This window comes from Nocardia brasiliensis NBRC 14402 (assembly GCF_000308475.2).
In the GTDB taxonomy this organism is placed as follows: Bacteria; Actinomycetota; Actinomycetes; order Mycobacteriales; family Mycobacteriaceae; genus Nocardia; species Nocardia brasiliensis.
The window spans coordinates 212,708-231,257 of sequence record NZ_BAFT02000027.1 but is presented as its reverse complement, the minus strand read 5'-3'; the positions used below and the strand labels follow the sequence as shown (position 1 = coordinate 231,257).

Genomic DNA, 18,550 nt, shown 5'->3' with positions numbered 1-18,550 from the left:
TGCTGTGTGCCTATTTGACGCCGATGGGCTTGCCGAAGAACGAGGCCACGGTCTCGCCGAAGGTCTGGGCGAGCAGGCCCAAGCCTTCGGGATTCAAGGCCATGAAGCCCGCATCGGAGGTGCTGCAACCGGGGGCTGCCGGTTTGCCGTCGAGCCGGTCGCGCAGCCAGAGCAGCGCGGTCGCGACGCCCGACACCTCCGTTGTCACATGCTCGCCGAGGTGTTCGCGGACGTACTCGACTTGCGCGTCCGGGCTCTTGCAGTACGTGTCCATCAGGGTGTTGACCGGGCCGACCGGAATCAGCTCGTCCGGATTGGCCTGGTAGATGAACATGGGCATGTCGGGCACTGCCTTACCCATCCGGGTCTTGTCCAGGGTGGCACGCACCACCGGGTTGCGCATCGGGTCGCCTTCCGGAACCCGCAGCATCCCTTTGAGATTCGCGAAGGGGAACAGGCCGGTGTTGTACTGCACGCACAGGCCGCCTTTGACCACGGACAGCACCTGACCGAGCGGATCCAGGTCGCGGTTGAGCAGCGCGCCGAACTCCGGATACTCGCGTCCGATGCCGAGCACGGCGCCCATGATCATGCCCGCCCACAGTTGGCCGTTGCCGTTCTCCAGCGCTGCGCCGAAATCGGCGGGTACGCCACCCTCCGCGGCCGCGACGATGTTGAGTTCGGGTGCGTAGGTCTGCTTCAGCTCGGCGGCGTGCCCGGTCGCGATCGCGCCGCCGGAGTAGCCGTACATGCCGATGCGGGCGTCCGGGGTCAGACGCATGGGCCCGAAATCCCTTGCGGCCCTTATTCCGTCGAGGGTGATCCGGCCCGCCAGCGGTCCGGCCGCGAACGCGCTGTTCGGTCCCTGGTGATCGGGAATGACCACGCCCCAACCCTGTTGCAGCGCGCCCTGCGCGATGACGAATTCGAGCGGTGCGACGATCTGCCCGACGAAGGTGGCCAGCGACCACTGCTGCACCGCGTACGACGGCGAGCAATACGCGGCCAGCGAGTCCTCGGCGATCTGCATCGAGACCAGCTTGTCCGGCGCCGTTCCGCGCGGCTTCAGCACCGTCGCGACGGCGGGGATGGGCTCGTCGCGGCTGTTGTTCGACCGGTACGACACCTGCCAGGCGTCGACATTGACCGGGATCAGTCCCGCGTTCGCGACGTTGACCTGCCGCGCCGCGATGATCTCACCCGGCGCTTTGGCCGCGACCACCTCGGCGGGCGGGCGGTAGAACCCGGGATCGAGTTCCGGCGGCAGCGGTACCGGCGCGGCCGGCTGCACCGGAACCGGCACCGCCCCCTCCGGCGCACCCGCCGCGATACCGGCATTCAACGTCGCCGCCGACGCCGTGATCGCCACCGCCAGCACAACCAACCGCCGAGACCACTTCGTCAACACGGCCATCTCCCTAACCCATTGTGAGACCACATCGACTCACATCTGAGCCGAACCTACCCCGGCATTTGCCGACGAGCAATAGTCCGTCTCGGACGGATCAGTGCCGATCCGTGCCCAAGGCCCCGCCAGTCCAGCCGTGCGGATCTTGCCCCTACCAGGCAATACATGAACTGACCTGGTATTAACTGAGACTGCATGCCTCATGAACCGCCGCCGCAAGGCGCGCCCACGCCGTCATCCAAACCCCTGTGTCCCCGACAGTTGCAGCCGCAAGATCGCGATTGCTGTACACCGCGCGGTGGGATGGGACAGTTCTGGGCAACTGGCGACTTCGCAACGCGAGGGCGGTTCGGTTGGTGGAATCGAGTGGCGACAGCGATGGTGGGTGGCGCGTAATGTAACTCGGGTCACACTTCGGCGGCGCTTGATGGTCGTCAAGGGACGGGGGCTCGGTTATGAACTGGAAGATCGTTGCCGGCGGGTTCAGGGTTCGCAGGGGTGCGCGGGTGCGCCTGACGGTCTTGATCAGCGCGGCTGTGCTGTTGTTGATCGGGGTGCCGCCTGCCGGTGCCGACAGTGGCGACGGTGACTGGCCGATGTGGCAGTTCGATCTCGCGGGTTCGCGCTACAACCCGCACGAGACCGCGCTGACCCCGGCCACGGTGGGATCGCTGAAACTGAAGTGGGCCTTCGCATTTCCCGACACGATCGCCGCGTCCAGTCAACCGGCCGTGGTGGACGGCACCGTCTATGTCGGCGGCCGCAACGGGACTTTCTATGCGCTGGACGCGAACACCGGCGCGACGCGGTGGTCGTTCCAAGCCGAGACGCCGCTCGGCGGAAACCTGCCGACCTACGGACTGCGCAACGGCCCTGCGGTCATGGACGGGATGGTGTTCTTCGGCGACAATTCGGCCAGGATGTGGGCGCTCGACGCGCAGACCGGCGCCCTGCGCTGGGTTCGCCAGCTGGACGCGCACCGGTTGGCGATCATCACGGGCTCGCCGCTGGCCTTCGACGGTCACATCTACGTCGGTGTCTCCAGCCAGGAACTCGGCAGTGCCACCCTCGACCACTACCCGTGCTGCACCTTCCGTGGCAGTGTGGCGGCGCTCGACGCCGCGACCGGTGACGTCCGGTGGCAGCACTACACGATTCCGCCGGCGGAGCCGACGCCGAGCGGGTCGCCGCCGTTCGCGCCCAGCGGTGCGCCGGTGTGGTCGTCGCCCACGATCCACCCGGAGTCACGCACGCTGTACTACACCGCGGGCAACCCCTACACCGGCTACCCCGAAGGGGCGGAAGCGATCGGCGCGCTCGATATCGATACCGGAACCACTCGGTGGGTGCGCCGGATGACGCCCGGGGACGCGCCGTGGAACGGCCGCTGCACCTATCCGCCGCCGGGCGGCAACTGCCCGGATCCCGGCCACGATTTCGACTTCGGTTCGCAGCCCAATATTTTCGAGGTCGGTGACCGGCTGGTCGTCGGCGCCGGGCAGAAGAGCGGGGTGTTCCACCTGCTCGACGCCGTCACCGGCGAGATCATCTGGCAGACCAGGTTGAATACGCCGGTCCCGGTGCTGCCCATCCCGGGTTCGGAGTCGCTGCAAGGAATCCAGTGGGGCGCCAGCTATGACGGCCAACGCCTGTACGTCGCCACGTATCAGGGCACTCCGGGCACGCTTTTCGCATTACACCCGGCGACCGGCGACGTCCTCTGGAGCACGCCGAATCCCGCGCACGGCTGCCTGTTCGACCCACCACCGCTGCCGATGCTGCCGTTGTGCCAGCTCGCCATGCCGAACGCCGTCTCCACCACCCCCGGCCTGGTCTTCGAGGGCAGCATGGACGGCAAGATGCGCGCCTTCGCCGCCGACACCGGCGCCATCCTCTGGGAATACAACACCGCCCGCTTCTTCCACACCGTGAACGGCGTCCCCGGCGTCGGCGGCGGCATCAACGGCCACGGCGCCGTGATCGCCAACGGCATGCTGTTCACCAACTCCGGCTACGGCCGCCAGATCACCACCGGCATGCCCGGCAACGTCCTGCTCGCCTTCGCCCTGTGAACCACCGCCGCAGTGCACGGAGAATGCGAAAGACCCCGCACGGCTGAACCGGCGGGGTCTTTCGTGGCGGAGGATAGGGGATTTGAACCCCTGAGGGCGTTAACCCAACCCGCGTTCCAGGCGAGCGCCATAGGCCACTAGGCGAATCCTCCGTGGAGCAGCATACCGGTAGGGGGAGGGCGGACACCAAATGGGGGCGGGGGGAGGAGGGAAGTACCTGTTCGGGGTGTTTTCGGCGGGTTCGGGGACCCCCGGGGAAGCACGGTGGGCGCGGGAGCGGCTACACTGGCCGACGGATCCCGCGCGGCGCGCATCCTGTGAACTCCCCCAGGGCCGGAAGGCAGCAAGGGTCAATGGGCTCTGCCGGGTGCGCGGGGTCCCCTTATATTTCGGGGGCTGCGCACGGACCTCGTCCGGCTGACGGATAACGCCTCCAATTCCGAGCAACACACGGGTAACGTGAACACGGTTCGTCTGCGCATGCGCCAGACGGATCGAATGCCCGGCCGCCGCACATCGTCCGGCCGACACCCCACGTCCCCGCAAGCTTCGAAAGGCTGCCCAGGATGCCCCGGCAAACGCAGATCGGTTTGATGAGCCACGAGGAACTCGTGTCCGAGCACGAGACTCAGAACGCGAACTACGCGACGCTCAAGACCGAGAAGCTCACGCTGGACCTGACGCGCGGAAAACCCTCTCCGGAACAACTCGACCTGTCCGCGGCCCTGCTCTCGCTGCCCGGCGAGGGTGACTACCGCGACGCCGCGGGCACCGACTGCCGCAATTACGGCGGCCTGCAGGGTCTTCCGGAACTGCGCGCGATCTTCGGCGAGCTGCTCGGCATCCCGGTGGACAACCTGATCGCCGGCAACAACGCCAGCCTCGAGCTGATGCACGACGTGCTGGCGTTCGCGATGCTGCACGGCACCAACGACTCCGAGCGCCGGTGGGCCGCGGAGGAGAAGCTGAAGTTCCTGTGCCCGAGCCCCGGCTACGACCGGCATTTCTCGATCACCGAGACGCTCGGCTTCGAGATGATCCCGCTGCCCCTCGGGCCCGACGGCCCGGACGCGCACGCCGTCGCCGAACTGGTGGCGCACGACCCGCAGATCAAGGGCATGTGGGTGGTGCCGAACTACGCCAACCCGAGCGGCGTCAACTACTCCGAAGAGGTTGTCCGGGAACTGGTTTCGATGCCGACCGCGGCACCGGACTTCCGGTTGATCTGGGACAACGCCTACGCCGTGCACCCGCTGACCGATACCGCGGCCCCGGTGCTCGATGTGCTCGGTCTGGCCGCCGCGGCCGGAAACCCCAACCGGCCCTTGGTGTTCGCGTCGACCTCGAAGATCACCTTCGCCGGCGGCGGGGTGAGTTTCCTGGGCGCTTCGACGGCGAACCTGGACTGGTATCTGCAGCACCTGTCGAAGAAATCGATCGGCCCGGACAAGATCAACCAGCTGCGGCACGTGCGGTTCTTCGGCAACGCCGAGGGCGTGCGCGCGCACATGCAGAAGCATCGCGCGATCCTGGAGCCGAAATTCGCGGCGGTGCTGCGGATTCTGGAGGACCGGCTGGGCGCGTCGAAGGTGGCGTCCTGGACCGAGCCGAAGGGCGGCTACTTCGTCAGCCTCGACGTGCTGGAGGGCACCGCGAGCCGGGTGATCGCGCTGGCGAAGGACGCGGGTATCGCGCTCACCGCCGCGGGTTCGGCTTTCCCGCTGCGGAATGACCCGGAGGACAAGAACATTCGGATCGCGCCGAGCTTCCCGAAGCTGCCGGAGCTGGAAAAGGCGATGGACGGCCTGGCCACCTGCGTGCTGCTCGCGGCCACCGAGAAGCTGCTCGGCAAGTAGCGGGAACAGCGGGGCGAGTACTTCGGTACGCGCCCCGCTGCGCGCTTATTCGGGCTTGTGCGCGAGCACCGCGAACATGGTCACCGAGAGGTGGATGTCGCCGCTGGCCGCGCCCGCCTCGAGATCCTCGAGCAGCCGGTCGCGCTGTTCCTCGGTGATCACGCCGCGGGCCACCGCCATCGCCGAGATGCGGTTGACCAGCGAACCCGCGCCCACGGTGCGATCCTGCACCAGCGCGTGCGAGCCGATCTCGTCGATCACCAGCCCCGCCTTGGTCAGCTGACCGGGCAGCCTGCGGCCGGAGAACGGGTTCGTGGTCGCGGAGACCAGCGTGTCGATCACCTCGCGCACCACCGACCGTTCGCCCGGATGCACGATCGCCGTGCCCCAGTCGCTGTCCACCACCACGACCCGGCCGCCGGGCCGCAGCACGCGCGCGATCTCGTTGGCGGCGCGGGCGGGCGCGGTCAGATGCTGGAACACCCGCTCGCACAGCGCGGCGTCGAAGCTGTCCGCGCCGAACGGCAGGCCGTAGGCATCGCCGGAATGGAACTTGGCGATCGAGCCGGCCTGGGCCGCCCGGCGTTCGGCGGAGGCGAGCAGGTTCGGGTCGGGCTCGACGCCGACCGCGACGCCGTCCGCACCGACCGCGTCCGCGAAGGCCAGCACCTCCGACCCGGTGCCGGAGCCGATGTCGACCGCGCGTTCGCCGGGACGCAGCGCGAGCGCGTCCTGGGCCCAGGTCCGCAACCTGCGGATTCCGGGCAGTGCGGCTTGCAGATCGCGTACGTCTACGAGCTGGTCCTGGCCTGCTCGGTCGAACCGATCCGGGCGCAACGTGTAGGTGTCCATGCTCCCGTTTCCATCTCTGGCGGACCCCGTCGTGTGGGGCGCCGATGTAGGTACTGCCGTCGTCTGAGGCATGCGCTGGAGCCTACGCGCGGCCGTATTGCCCCGCACTCCACCCCTGTGACCTGACTCACTGCCGGGCGGGTGCGCGTGCGATGAATAGTGTGCGCCCGGGGCGTCGGCACTAATGAGATGATCGAGCCGTCCGAGCAGTTTCGGTAACGGTGGGAAGGAACGGCGATGAGTCGCAAGCTTTGCCTGGCACAGGATGTCGAGGCCGACGAGCTATTGACCGAGGACCACTTCGCCACCCTGCTCGGCATGCTGCTCGATCAGCAATACCCGATGGAACACGCGTTCCGCGGCCCGAAGAAGATCGCCGACCGGATGGGCGGCTTCGACATCCACCGTATCGCCGAGGCCGACCAGCAGGAGTTCGAAGACCTCTGCGCTACCCCGCCCGCCATCCACCGGTACGGCCGCTCGATGGCGCGCCGCGCCCAGGACCTCGCCCGCTACATCATCGAGAACTACGACGGCAGGACCGAGAACCTGTGGAAGAAGGACAAGCCGGACGGGAAGGAGGTCCTGCGCCGATTGAAGGACCTGCCCGGTTTCGGGGAGCAGAAGGCGAAGATCTTCCTTTCCCTGCTCGGCAAGCAGCGCGGCGTGCAGCCGGCGGGCTGGCGCGAAGCCGCGGGCGCCTACGGTGACGAAGGATCGCGCCGTTCGGTCGCCGACGTCACCGACGCCGAAACCCTGGCTCAGGTAAGGGAATTCAAGAAGCAGGCGAAGGCAGCCGCCAAGAAGTAGCGCGGGCCGCTCCGAGCCAGTGGCGGGGAACTGGCAGCGAACGGGCATTGCCGGGGACCGTGGTCTACCGGGATTGTTCTGGGCGGAAAGGAGTGGTTTCGATGAGGCGACGACCGGCGGCGATCGGATATCTGCGCCGCGATGTATCCGGTGCCCGGCAACAGTGGGACGAGGTTCTGATCCGGAGCCTGGCCCAGCGATTCGGGTACGACCTGGCGAAGACCGTGGTGTTCGGTGCGGAAACCGACGACGTGCTGCACAGATTGACCACGGTGGCGCAGCGACTGGGGGTGGACGCGGTAATCGTCCCCGCCGCAGCGCATTTCGAGGGCGGCATTCCCGAACAGCTAGTCCAGCTCTGCGACGTGATCACCGTCGCGCCCGAATACACCTACGCCCGGCCCCTCCAGCCGCCGCTAGCCGACGGCGCGTGAGCCTGCGCTAGTTGACCGAACTCGCCGGCGCCGTGAACGTATTGCATTGCGCGGCACGGTTCTTGTCCAGTCCGGTCTCGAACCACTGGCCACCGTTCTCGGCGGTGCCGTGGTCACGCATGTCGCCCGCCTGGTCGCCGCGTCCGTAGGCGTCCTTGCGGGCGACATTCAGTTGCGAGTTGGTCAGCGAACCACCGCCGGACGAGGACGCGATGTACATGCCGTCGAAGCAGTTGGCCTGCAACTCGACTCGGCGCGACAGCTCGAGGCCGCGGGTGCTGCGCGGGCCCGCGTCGGCGCGCTCGCTGTTGGCCTTGCGCAGAATCCCGGACATGGCCTGGATGTGGTGGCCGTACTCGTGCGCGAAGACCGACAGGTAGACCACCCAGTTGTCCTTGAAGAAATCGGTCTGCAACTGACTGACCGGCATGTAGATGGTCTTGTTGGCCGGGCAGTAGAAGGCAGCGAAATTACTGGTGGTGCCGGTGCACGGGGTGGTGATGCCGGTGGTGGTGGCACTCACGTTCAGCGTCGGCGGCTGGAACGGCAGATTCGCCTTCTGCAACACCGGTTTCCAGGCCGCCTCCAGGCACGACGCGGCACTCTCGAAGAACTTGCGCGCGGCATCCACCTGCGTACCCCACGGCGAGTACGGGCAGCGGGCCGGGATCAGCGTCGCGCTCGGGTCGGCGAGCAGCGGGTTCGCGCCGGTCTCGGCGGGGCCGGTCGAACCGTCGGGGGAGAAGGTGAGGCTCGGCGTGACCGTCGACGGACTGCTGTCGTTGCGGCCGACCGAGATCGCGTTGCGGACCAAGCCGCCCACCACCAGGAACACCACGACGACCAGCAGCGCGATCCACGCGCCGCCGCCACCGGAACGCCGGCGCGGCGGGTACGGGGGACGGCCGGGCGGGCCGTACGGCATCGGCGGCGGCGCCGGTGCGCGGTAGCCGGGTGGCGGACCGTAGCCGGGCGGTGCCGAATAACCCGGTGGCGGACCGTATCCCGGCTGGACGTACCCCGGTGGCGGACCGTATCCGGGTGGCGGACCATAGCCCGGGGGCGGGCCGTAGCCGGGCGGCGGCTGACCCTGCCCCGGGGGCGGGCCGTAGCCGGGCGGGGGCGGAACCGGTCGCCCACCAGGCGGAACCGGCCCGTATCCGTACGGTGGTTGTGTCACGCCCCCGTACCCCCTCGTCTCAGTGATCGCCGACAGCCGATGACGCAGAATAGCAAGCTGTCTAAAGTAGGCTGCCATGCTGACTTTTCGGGGGGCCGCCGTAGGCGCGCTGCTACTCGCGTCCGCGGGATTGTTCGCGACGGCCCCGGCGGCGCATCCGGAGCCCGCCCCGAGCGGTGTGACCATCACCGCCGATCTGAAGCTGAACCGCGACGGCGTGCTCGAGGTGGTCGAGCAGGTCGAGGTGCCGCCGGACGGCACGTTCCAGATGTCGCTGCCGCTGCGGCTGCAGGTGCGCGACGATGTCGAGCGCCGCTTCAAGGTCACCGACGTCGACACCAAGGGCGCGGGCACCGCGACGGTCGCCAACGACCAGTTCACCATCGAGGCCAAGCCCGGCACGTCGACCTTCACCTACTCGGTGCACAACCTGGTCAGCGATGCCCCGGGCAGCCAGGTGTTCAACTGGATCGGGGTGGTGCGCAGCGATATCGCCGCGATCAGCGCCACGTTGATCAGTCCCAGCTTCGAAATGGGCATCGTGGACTGCAAACTCGGCCCGCCCGGCAACGCCAGGGCCTGCGCCGACGTGAAGACCGAGGTCGACGGCGTGCTCTACCTGGAGCAGACGGATCTGCACAAGGGCGACGCGATCGACCTCACCCTGCAGTTGCCGCCGAACACGGTGCCGAGCAATGCCGACGTGCGCGACGACAGCGCCGCGGGCCCGTTCGCGTTCACCACGCCGGTGCTGGTCGCATTCGGCGTGCTGGTGCTCGCGTTGATCGGCCTGGCCGCCTTCGCGTTGCGTGCGCGGCGGCAGAACGCCGCGGCGGGCACGGGCTCGCAGGCCCTCGATCCGCTGCTGCGCGAGGGTGAGCGGGTCCAGTTCGTCTCGCCCGACGGGGTGCTGCCCGGCGAGGCCGGGCTGCTGCTGGACGAGCACGTCGATCCGGTCGACATCGCCGCGACGGTGGTCGATCTCGCGGTGCGCCGCTATATCCGGGTGCTGCCGCTCAGCGAAACCGACTGGCGGATCACCCGGGTGAACACGCCCGACGATCAGCTGCGCGACTACGAGAAGGCGGTCTATCTGGCCCTGCTGCCCGACGGCACGGACGCGGTCACGATGACCGAGTTGCGCGCGCCCGGACGGGTGCAGTCCGGTCCGGTGCGCACCGCACTGCTCGACGACGCGGTCGCCCGCGGCACCTTCGCCGACCGGCGGCGGCCCGGGCTGGCCGGCTGGCTCGGCGGCGCGTTGATCGTCGCGGGTATCGCCGCCACGATCGGGCTCGCGCTCACGGCCGGACATGCGCTGGTCGGCGTGGCGATCGCGCTCGCGGGTATCGCCACGGTGCTGCTGCCGAAGTATCTGCCGGTGCGGACCGCGCACGGTCTGGCGCTGTCCGGGCAGATCCGCGCGCTGCAGCGCGGGCTGGAAGCGACTCGGCGCGAACAGGTTCCGCCGATCGATCAGGAGACGGTGTTCTCCCGTGCGTTGCCGTTCATGGTGATCGGCAGTCGTGCCGACAACTGGATCCGGGCCTTCCGTGATCTCAACCCGTCCGCCGACGCACAGCCCGGGCTGTACTGGTTCGGCGGTTTCGAACGCGACCGCAACCTGCAGCGCTTCGCCGGCCACTTCCCGTTCTTCATCACCGCGCTGGAAGGCTTGTTCGCGCCGGAGCGCTGAGCACACACCGTTTCCCGCACACAAGAGATCGTGTGCGGGAAACGAGCGGCCGGAATCCTCAGTCGGCCAACGTGGTTCGGCGGATGGCCGCCAGCGGGTCCGCGTAGAGCACGCTCAGCGAGGTGACCACGGCGGCGAATTCCTGGACCTTGCCGCCGAATCCGCTGATCCGGATATCGGTGGGGGGCAGGCTGGAACCCTGGTTGAAGGCGCGGGCCACGTGCGCGACCGCGGGACGGTAGCCGGTGAAGGCCTGGCCGCCCAGGATCACTCGATCGGGGTTGAGCATGTCCCGGACCATCGCCACGGTGTTGCCGAGGATGGTGGCGCGCTCGGCGAGCAGTTCGCGCGCGGGCTCGGACCCGGACTCGGCGGCCCGGTACAGGTCGGCGATGGTGGAGCCCGCGGTTCCGTTGTGCGCCGGGATGATTCCGCGGCCGACGGCGCGCGAGTGCAGCGAGCGGTCGCCGACGGTGACCTCGAGGCAGCCACGCCTGCCGCAGGTGCATTCCACGTCGGAGCCGGTCGGCAAGTGTGCGATGGAGCCGGGTCCGTTGCTCGGGGTGTGCACGCGACCGTCCAATGTCACTGCCACACCGGCGGTTTCCCGGACATAGAAGTAGAGGCTGCTGCCGCGCTCCGGGCCCGCGGTGCGGCCGGCCGCGGCGTCGCGCGATTCGATGGTGGGCAGCAACAACTCCGAGGCCGCCATCGCCTCGACGTGCGGCGCCACCGAGACCGGCAGCTCCAGCACCTCGCCGAGCACGGCGCCGATCTGCGCGCCCTGCCACTCCAGCTTGGGATGATCGACCACGCCGGTGACCGGGTCGACCCGGCCGCCGATGGCGACGCCGGCCCAGAGCGGCTTGCGGCGATGCCAGCGCTGCAGGAACGCCTTGGCACTGCGGGCGACGGTGGTGGTGGCGAATTCCTGACCGGTCTGCGGGGTGGCGATGGCCAGGCCGCCGAGGATACGGCCGCGCAGGTCGGCGGCCACGATCTTGGTCACCGCGGCGCCGACGTGGATGCCGAGGGTGAGGTACGCCTCGTGATCGATCTCGAAGGGCACCCGGGGTCGTCCGACCGCACCCGAGGCCGTCAGGTCGGGCCGTTCGCGCAGCAGGCCGGCCGCGAGCAGTGCGGATACCTGGCGGTTGACCGTCGCGATGCTCAAACCCGTTGTGCGCGCGGCATTGTCGCGCGAGACGGGGCCGCCGGTCGCGGCGCGCAATACCGCGGCCGCCGGGTTGTCGCCGATGCGCAGTTCGGGTGCGACGACGGGGCGCTGGACCCGGACTCGACCGTTGGTGACCCTAGCGGTGGAGCGTTCAAGGGTAGGGAGGGACATAGTGCAGATTCCTTGCCGAGGTCCCGCACCGGGGCGGGACGTGCCTACGTGGGCGACTGGGCAGTGAACGAGCCGAAAAGGCTGCTCAGCTGCAGCAAGGGCGACAACACAGTTCGCGCGTCAAAGGCAGCCGGAGCCCGAGCGCGGCGGTCACATAGGTGACCCGCAGGGCGGTCGGTCGGCTGGCAGACATGTAAAAGAAATTAACACCGGTTGGCGCGACTCACCAAGCCTCAAACTGCCGCTGTGTTCTCACACACACTGTTTCCGCAGGTCACGCAGGTGCGATGGGTGGGCAGCGGGCGCTTTGTCCGCCGGCCACGAGAAAACCCCGCTCAGCGTGGCTGGGCGGGGCTTGCTCGGAGCGGTTGTGGACTACTTCGGCGGGGCCACGAACGGCTGATTGATCGTGGTGAAGTACTGAATCGCCGCACCGACGGCGACCGGGGCGGTCACGAAGATCTGGCCCGCGACGGTGCCCAGCGCGCCGATGGCGATGATGCCGCCGAGGCAGCCGACGGCGGCCGCGGGGATGAACGGACCGAACAGGCCGATGATGGTGGCCGAGGCCACCGTGGCGCCGGCGATGCCGCCGAGCACGCAGCCGACGGCCGCGCCGCCGAGACCGCCGACCAGGGTGCCGATGGTGGCGCCCGCGCTGATGGTGCTGGTCAAGCGGCTCCAGGCCGCCTGCTCACGGTCGTATTCGTTCTTCCACGGCGCCTTGTCCTCGAACGGCAGCGCGACCGGCTTGTAGACGGCGTGCGCCTGGTCGAGCTGCGGGGTGAGCGTCGCGGTGCGCTGCGAGATCTGCGCGGCGATCGGGAACTCGAACTCGTCGATGCGAAGCGTCAGCGGCGTGGCGGCCACGGTGGTGCCGTCGGCGGCCTTGACCTTGAAGGCACCGTCTTCGACCACGAGCGAGCCGGCGTCGGTCTCGATGATCGATGACGTGTCGGTGGTGCGCGCGGTGAAATTCACCGGGCCCGGGGCAGTTTCGGGCGCGGCGACGGACGTGCCCGCGGCCACTCCGGTCGCCGTGGTCACCAACGCGGCGACCACAGCCAGCTTCCTCATCCTCATCTACTGCATTCCCTCGATCTCGATGTGCGTTTCTCCTGGCGAAGCATCGAGCAGAAAGCACAGGAGAACGAGGGAATAACGCAGGCAGATTCCAACCGGCGACGTCAGTGCGACCGGCGCTGCCCGGCCAGCCAATCCATCAGGTCCGCGGGCGCGGGATCCGCGCCGATCAGGTCGACCACCACGTGGCCGATGCACGCCGCGCGCAGCACGCGATTGGCCACCTCCTCCGTATCGCCCCACGGAATGAACGGTTTGGCGATCAGCAGCGAGGCGATGCCGTGCGCGGCCGCCCAGAGGTCGAGCACGACCGGCAGGGTGTCGCCAGGGGTGAACACGCCCGCGTCCATGCAGTCCTGCACGGTCTGCGAAAAGTGCTGGAACGCACCGCTGGTCATCACCTGATCGATCGCGCTGCTCGATTCGGTGGGCAGGGTCGCCAGCCGGTACTGCTCCGGATGTTCCCGCGCGAACCGGACGTAGGCCAACCCCTGCTGCTGCATCCGGGTGAGCGGCGTGGCGGCGGGATCGGTCGCGGCCACGATCGCGGCGTCCAGATTCTCGAAAACCTGCACGACGACGGCCCCGATGAGTTCGTCCTTGTCGGCGAAGTGCCGGTAGATCGAGGGCGCGCTGACCCCGACCCGCTGGCTGATCGCGCGGATCGACACCGCATCGGCGTGGCCGGTGCGCGTCAACAATTCCGTTGCGGCGTCCAGGATTTCGGTCCGTAGCTGAGCGCCGGCACCGCGGGCCGAACGGGATCGACCGGCACGGATCATTTGTGCCCGGCCAGCACGGGTTCGGTGGGATCGCTCTCCTCGCGCAAGCCGATCCGGGCGTGCAGCCGGGCCAGCGGCTTGGGTGCCCACCAGTTCGCGGTGCCCATCAGTTTCATCAGCGCGGGCGCGAGCATGGTGCGGATCAGGGTGGCGTCGGCGAGCACGGTCAAGGTCAGGCCGAGTCCCATCAACTGGATGAACGACACCTTCGAGGTGATCATCGCGCCGATCACGATGGCCATGAGCACGGCAGCGGCCGTGTAGATCCGGCCGGTCCGCGCGATGCCGACCGCGAGGGCGTGCACGTTGTCCTCGGCGGTGCGCACGACGACGCCGTCGACGACCCGGCCCGAGGCCAGCCACTCCTCCCGGATCCGCGACAGCAGGAACACCTCGTAGTCCATCGACATGCCGAAGGCGACGCAGAACATCAGGATTGGGGTGGTCGGCGTCAGATAGCCCACCGCGGTGAATCCGAGCAGGTCCGCCAGATGGCCGTCCTGGAAGATCCAGACCATCGCGCCGAACGCGGCGGCCATCGAAAGCGTGTTGAGCGCAATGGCTTTCAGCGGCAGCAGCACGCTACCGGTGAACAGGAACAGCACGACGAAGGTGGCGAGCGCGATGAGGGCGACCGCGGGCACCATCCGCTTGCTCAGCGAATCGAGGGCGTCGGCATTCACCGCGGCGGCACCGCCGAACAGGGTCGGGCTGGGGGCGGGCACGTCACGCAGGGCGAGCAACTGCGCCTTGCCTGCGGGGGAGAACGGGTCCGGCCGGGTCGCCACGCTCACGTATTCGCCGGTGTCGTTGGCCATTCCGGGCGGACCGCTCGCCATCCGTGCGCCCTTGATGTAGATGCCCGCGCTGGACAGCACCGCCGAAACACCGTCCACCCGGGACAAACCCTTGGCGTACTCGCCGATCGGTCCTGGCCCGCTGTGATATCCGTCCAACACGATCGTGGTGTTGTTGCCGGAGTTGGCCGCCGGGAACTCGGCCCGCAGCACATCGCCGACCTGCCGGCTCGCCGCCGAGGTCGGCAGTACGCGGTCGTCCGGATAGCCGAATTTCACTGAGAGGAAAGGCGATCCGAGGGCCAGGAACAGTACGACGAGCAGCAGGGCCACCGGTACCGAACGCCGGGTCACCCAGGTCACCGCGCGGTACCACCAGCTCTGTTCCGGCCTTTGGACTTTCAGCGGATCGGGCGCGGGGCGACCGAACATGCGGCGCAACGGAATTCGGACATCCAGCGCGTTCACCCGAGGGCCGAGCAGCACGAGCGCGGCGGGCAGGATCACGATGGCCGCCGCCGCGGCCGCGACGACCACGGCGACACCGGCGTAGGCGAACGAGCGCAGGAAGTAGATGTCGAAGATGCTCAGCACGGACATCGAAAGCGCCACCGTCAGTGCGGAATACAGCACCGTGCGGCCCGCGGTCTGCACGGCGCGGATGGTGGCGCGCACCGGATCGAGGCCGTTGGCGAGTTCTTCCCGGTACCGGCTGACGATGAACAGGCTGTAGTCGATCGCCAACGCCAGCCCCATCGCCGTCGTCATGTTCAGCGCGTAGATGGAGACGTCGGTGATCAGCGTGAACATCCGCAGGATGGCCAGCGTGGCGAGGATCGCGAAGATACCGACCGTGAGCGGCAGGGCGGCGGCGATCACGCTGCCGAACACCAGGATCAGCACGATCAGCGAGATGGGGATCGCCACCCCTCCGCCACCGCGAGGTCGTGCGTGATCTGCTTGTTCACGTCGTGGAAGACCGAGGCGATGCCGCTCTGTCGGACGGTGATGCCGTCGGCGCTGCCCGCGAGTTGTTCGGTGAGCTCGCCCGCGGTGCGCTGGGCCTCGGTGTCGTCGCCGGTCAGGTAGGCGAGCACGAGTGCGTCCTTGCCGCTGGTGCTGCGGAGTGCGGAGCCCACGGCGGGCGGGGCGGTCCAGTAGGACTGCACGCCCTTGACGTCGGGGCGGGCGCGCAGCGTGTCCACCAGGCGGGTGCCGACGGCACGGGTCGCCGGTGCGTCGGCGCCCGCGTCGGAACTGACCAACAGGATGTAGTTGGGTGCCGCGCCGTCGAAGTTGTCCGCGAGCAGCCGGGTGACCTCGGAGGAGTCGGCGTCGGGCGAAGTGAAGCCAGCGGACTTCAGGTGCGATGCGGCCGTCGCGCCGAATGCGCCGCAGGCGATCGCGAGCGCGGCGGCCGCGATCAGGATGGCGCGTGGATACCGCGTGACCAGCTGTGCGATCCGAATCAGCATGCGCGGCTCCCTCGCTCGGCGCAGTAAGGTAACGGCGTTAGCGTAACGCCGTTAACCCTGCGCCGACAGAGGGAGCCGGGACCGGGTCAGTGATCCCGGTCACTCGCAGTGCCGTGGCCGAAGTGCCCGCCCTCGCCTAATCGGCGCGGCGCGTGACCGTGCACGCCCTCGGCGTAGGCGGTCTCGGCATGCAGCGCGAAGTCGATGCCCGCCGTCTCGTCCTCCTTGCTCACCCGGAAGCCGATGACCCGGTCGATGAGCTTGCCGAGCGCGAACGTCACCAGAAACGCGTAGGCCGCGACCACGAGCACGCCGACCAGCTGCTTACCGAGCTGGGCGAAACCACCGCCGAAGAACAGGCCGTCGACGCCGCCGGTCATCACCTGGGTGGCGAGCAGGCCGATCAGCACCGTGCCCACGATGCCGCCGACGAAGTGCACGCCCACCACATCGAGCGAATCGTCATAGCCCGCTTTGAATTTCCAGCCGACCGCGAACGAGCACACCACGCCCGCGGCAAGCCCGACGAGCAGTGCGCCGAGCGTGTTCACCGAACCGCAGGACGGGGTGATCGCGACCAGACCGGCCACCACACCGGAGGCCGCGCCGAACGTGGTCGGCCTGCCGTCGCGGATCTGCTCGACCGCGAGCCAGCCGAGCATGCCGAGACAGCCCGCCACCAGCGTGTTCAAGAAGACCGCTGCCGCAATGCCGTTCGCGGACAGCGCCGAGCCCGCGTTGAAGCCGAACCAGCCGAACCAGAGCAGGCCCGCGCCGAGCAGCACGAAGGGCAGGTTGTGCGGGCGCATCGCGTCGGTCTTGAACCCGATGCGCGGACCGAGCACCAGGGCCAGCGCGAGTGCCGAAGCGCCCGAAGCGATTTCGACGACCAGACCGCCCGCGTAGTCCAGCGCGCCGAACGAGGCCAGCCAGCCGTCCGGACCCCACACCCAGTGCGCGATCGGCGCGTACACCGCCAGCGCCCACACCGGCACGAACACCATCCACGCGGCGAACTTCGCCCGATCCGCGATCGCGCCGCTGACCAGTGCCGCGGTCAGGATCGCGAAGGTCAGCTGGAACGTCGCGAACAGCAGTTCCGGCACCGCGCCGCGCACGGTGCCCGGATCGATGTTCGCCATACCGAAGTGGTCCAGGTTGCCGATCAGGCCGCCGCCCGCGTCGTCGCTGAAGGCCATGCTGTAGCCGAGCAGCAGCCAGGCCACGGTCACCAGCGGGATCGCGATGAAGTTCATCATCAGCATGTTGAGCACGCCGGTCGAGCGCACCATGCCGCCGTAGAACAGCGCGAGCGCCGGGGTCATCAGCAGCACGAGGGCGGTGCTGACGAGCAGCCAGGCAGTGGCCGCGGGATCGAGGGGTGTGGGCACGGTAGCTCCTTCCACGCAGGATGCGTTGCAAGGAAATTACCGAACGGTCACCACCGGATATGCGCTGGTCCGCGTATTGCGCACGGTTCTGGACATGGGATGTTTCGCCCGCACTGTGGGATCAGGGCCGCTTCTGCTACCAGTCGGTAGGGCTCAGGAGGCGCGGGATTTGCGGGCGATCGCGCGCTGGCCGCGCTTGCCCGGCACGGGCAACTCGTCCTCCAGGGCTACCCAGTCGGCGGTGGTCAACCAGAGCTCCTGCGCCCTGGCGTCGGCCGTGTTGTGGAAGACCCGGCGGCCCCGGTCGTCGCGCAACTCCTGGGCCACGGTGCACCAGCGCGGGGCGCGGCCGTGCTCGGTCCGGTAGTCGGCGAGGTAGGCGGCCACGGCGGTGCCGATGGTGTTGACCGGGCGCAGCGACACCCGGTTGCCGTATTGATCGGCGTGGAACCGGCGGCCCGCGCACAGCGAACCCGCGTTGGCGTTGGAGGCGATCCAGCCGGCCCGCTGCGCGCGCTCGATCAGCCACAGGTGTTTGACGGCCGAGGGCGCGATATCGCCGATCCGGGTCCGGATCAGCGACATGACCTCCTCGGAGGACAGCACGTCGCGCCGGGTCGGGCCGATGCCGTGCGCGGTCCAGTGCGCGTCGGCCAGCACGGCGAGCGCGCGGCCGAAATCGTCGATGCTGCGCTGGGCGCGGCGGCCGAGGCGCTCGATGCGTTCGGCCTCGCGGCGCATCTCGTTCTGCGCGGTGAGGGTACGGATCGCGGCCATCGTCGGCACCTGGCCGCGTTCGAGCAGTTCCAAGATGGCGGTGGAGGTGGCGGGATCGGCCGCGGCGGTCACCGGGAGCGAATCGCGTTTGATCGCGAAGTCCTGCGGGCTGATCGCGCGACTCAGCAGGTCTACAGCGGATGGATTGCCGGCGAAATCGGTGCTGGCGAGCAACGCGGCGGCGATGTCGTCGGGCGACACGGTGAGCAGTTCCTCCGATGGACGTGGCACTCGGTGGCGCTGGAACCTTTGGGTGCTGAACTGTGCACTTCGGTTGTGCCCCGGTCGGGATGAGGGACCGGCCGGGGCAACCAACCTGATGAAGGTTTGGCTACCGAAGTTGCCGATTGCCACGGTAGCCAGACGATTGCGTCGATGTCATCCGTGTTGACGCTTTCGTTATCTCCATAAACCTGCGGCAAATCGGGGGATGAGTCTTATTTTCCGGTCTACTTGGGGGAATTGAGCGGTAGTTTCCCCGTCGCGACCGGTGTGGCATCCGTGATTGCCGGTGCGTTGCCAATGTTGTCGTGGGTCGACGGGGTCTAATGGGGGTCTCGGAATCTTGTGAGTTAGATCACATATCAGG

At 68.4% G+C, this 18,550-nt stretch carries 15 protein-coding genes, 1 tRNA gene and 1 other RNA gene; 6 read left to right on the top strand and 11 right to left on the bottom strand.

Annotation, left to right across the window (positions count from 1 at the left end; genetic code table 11):
- Positions 1-10 precede the first annotated feature (10 nt).
- Positions 11-1,405, bottom strand: a complete 1,395-nt coding sequence (locus tag TY25_RS07495; protein WP_370466195.1) for a lipase family protein — start codon at positions 1,403-1,405, stop codon at positions 11-13.
- 509 nt (positions 1,406-1,914) lie between these two features.
- Here TY25_RS07495 and TY25_RS07490 point away from each other — a divergent pair.
- On the top strand, positions 1,915-3,480 hold the full coding sequence (locus tag TY25_RS07490) for an outer membrane protein assembly factor BamB family protein (RefSeq protein WP_052382856.1): 1,566 nt from the start codon (positions 1,915-1,917) through the stop codon (positions 3,478-3,480).
- A 64-nt stretch (positions 3,481-3,544) separates the two neighbouring features.
- Here the strand turns inward: TY25_RS07490 and TY25_RS07485 are convergent.
- Positions 3,545-3,632: transfer RNA gene (locus TY25_RS07485), tRNA-Ser, on the bottom strand.
- A gap of 139 nt (positions 3,633-3,771) precedes the next feature.
- Between TY25_RS07485 and ffs the strand changes: the two genes are divergently transcribed.
- Both ffs and TY25_RS07480 read left to right on the top strand, forming a co-directional pair.
- Positions 3,772-3,866, top strand: an RNA gene (gene ffs / locus TY25_RS41175) — signal recognition particle sRNA small type.
- A 180-nt stretch (positions 3,867-4,046) separates the two neighbouring features.
- Entirely contained in the window at positions 4,047-5,336 is a 1,290-nt protein-coding gene (locus TY25_RS07480; protein ID WP_042255081.1) for an aspartate aminotransferase type Ic, read from the top strand.
- Between the two features lie 45 nt (positions 5,337-5,381).
- Here TY25_RS07480 and TY25_RS07475 read toward each other — a convergent pair whose 3' ends face one another.
- Positions 5,382-6,188 (bottom strand): methyltransferase domain-containing protein, encoded by an 807-nt coding sequence (locus TY25_RS07475; RefSeq protein ID WP_042255080.1) that lies wholly within the window; start codon positions 6,186-6,188, stop codon positions 5,382-5,384.
- Between the two features lie 237 nt (positions 6,189-6,425).
- Between TY25_RS07475 and TY25_RS07470 the strand changes: the two genes are divergently transcribed.
- On the top strand, positions 6,426-6,998 hold the full coding sequence (locus tag TY25_RS07470) for an HhH-GPD-type base excision DNA repair protein (protein ID WP_014981092.1): 573 nt from the start codon (positions 6,426-6,428) through the stop codon (positions 6,996-6,998).
- A gap of 101 nt (positions 6,999-7,099) precedes the next feature.
- Positions 7,100-7,432, top strand: coding sequence for a hypothetical protein (locus tag TY25_RS07465; RefSeq protein ID WP_014981093.1), 333 nt, complete (start codon positions 7,100-7,102; stop codon positions 7,430-7,432).
- Between the two features lie 7 nt (positions 7,433-7,439).
- On the opposite strand, the gene TY25_RS07460 is transcribed toward TY25_RS07465, so the two are convergent.
- The gene (locus tag TY25_RS07460; RefSeq protein ID WP_226887092.1) at positions 7,440-8,612 is read right to left on the bottom strand and encodes a neutral zinc metallopeptidase; all 1,173 of its coding nucleotides are present in this window, start codon (positions 8,610-8,612) and stop codon (positions 7,440-7,442) included.
- Between the two features lie 76 nt (positions 8,613-8,688).
- Here TY25_RS07460 and TY25_RS07455 point away from each other — a divergent pair, with 76 nt between their 5' ends.
- Complete coding sequence (locus tag TY25_RS07455) at positions 8,689-10,308, top strand: DUF2207 family protein (RefSeq protein ID WP_042255079.1); 1,620 nt, start codon at positions 8,689-8,691, stop codon at positions 10,306-10,308.
- A gap of 58 nt (positions 10,309-10,366) precedes the next feature.
- Here the strand turns inward: TY25_RS07455 and TY25_RS07450 are convergent, their stop codons facing one another.
- The 7 genes from TY25_RS07450 to TY25_RS07425 form a co-directional block, all read right to left on the bottom strand.
- The gene (locus TY25_RS07450) at positions 10,367-11,656 is read right to left on the bottom strand and encodes an ROK family transcriptional regulator (RefSeq protein WP_042255078.1); all 1,290 of its coding nucleotides are present in this window, start codon (positions 11,654-11,656) and stop codon (positions 10,367-10,369) included.
- A gap of 375 nt (positions 11,657-12,031) precedes the next feature.
- The gene (locus tag TY25_RS07445) at positions 12,032-12,739 is read right to left on the bottom strand and encodes a DUF8020 domain-containing protein (RefSeq protein ID WP_042255077.1); all 708 of its coding nucleotides are present in this window, start codon (positions 12,737-12,739) and stop codon (positions 12,032-12,034) included.
- Between the two features lie 104 nt (positions 12,740-12,843).
- On the bottom strand, positions 12,844-13,521 hold the full coding sequence (locus TY25_RS07440) for a TetR/AcrR family transcriptional regulator (protein WP_042255076.1): 678 nt from the start codon (positions 13,519-13,521) through the stop codon (positions 12,844-12,846).
- Positions 13,518-15,245, bottom strand: coding sequence for an MMPL family transporter (locus tag TY25_RS07435; protein ID WP_369405383.1), 1,728 nt, complete (start codon positions 15,243-15,245; stop codon positions 13,518-13,520). The genes TY25_RS07440 and TY25_RS07435 overlap by 4 nt, the downstream gene beginning before the upstream one ends.
- Positions 15,224-15,793 (bottom strand): MMPL family transporter, encoded by a 570-nt coding sequence (locus tag TY25_RS44645; protein WP_369405382.1) that lies wholly within the window; start codon positions 15,791-15,793, stop codon positions 15,224-15,226. The genes TY25_RS07435 and TY25_RS44645 overlap by 22 nt, the downstream gene beginning before the upstream one ends.
- A gap of 86 nt (positions 15,794-15,879) precedes the next feature.
- Positions 15,880-17,118 (bottom strand): ammonium transporter, encoded by a 1,239-nt coding sequence (locus tag TY25_RS07430; protein ID WP_370466213.1) that lies wholly within the window; start codon positions 17,116-17,118, stop codon positions 15,880-15,882.
- Between the two features lie 219 nt (positions 17,119-17,337).
- Positions 17,338-18,192 (bottom strand): hypothetical protein, encoded by an 855-nt coding sequence (locus TY25_RS07425; RefSeq protein WP_226887091.1) that lies wholly within the window; start codon positions 18,190-18,192, stop codon positions 17,338-17,340.
- Between the last annotated feature and the right edge of the window lie 358 nt (positions 18,193-18,550).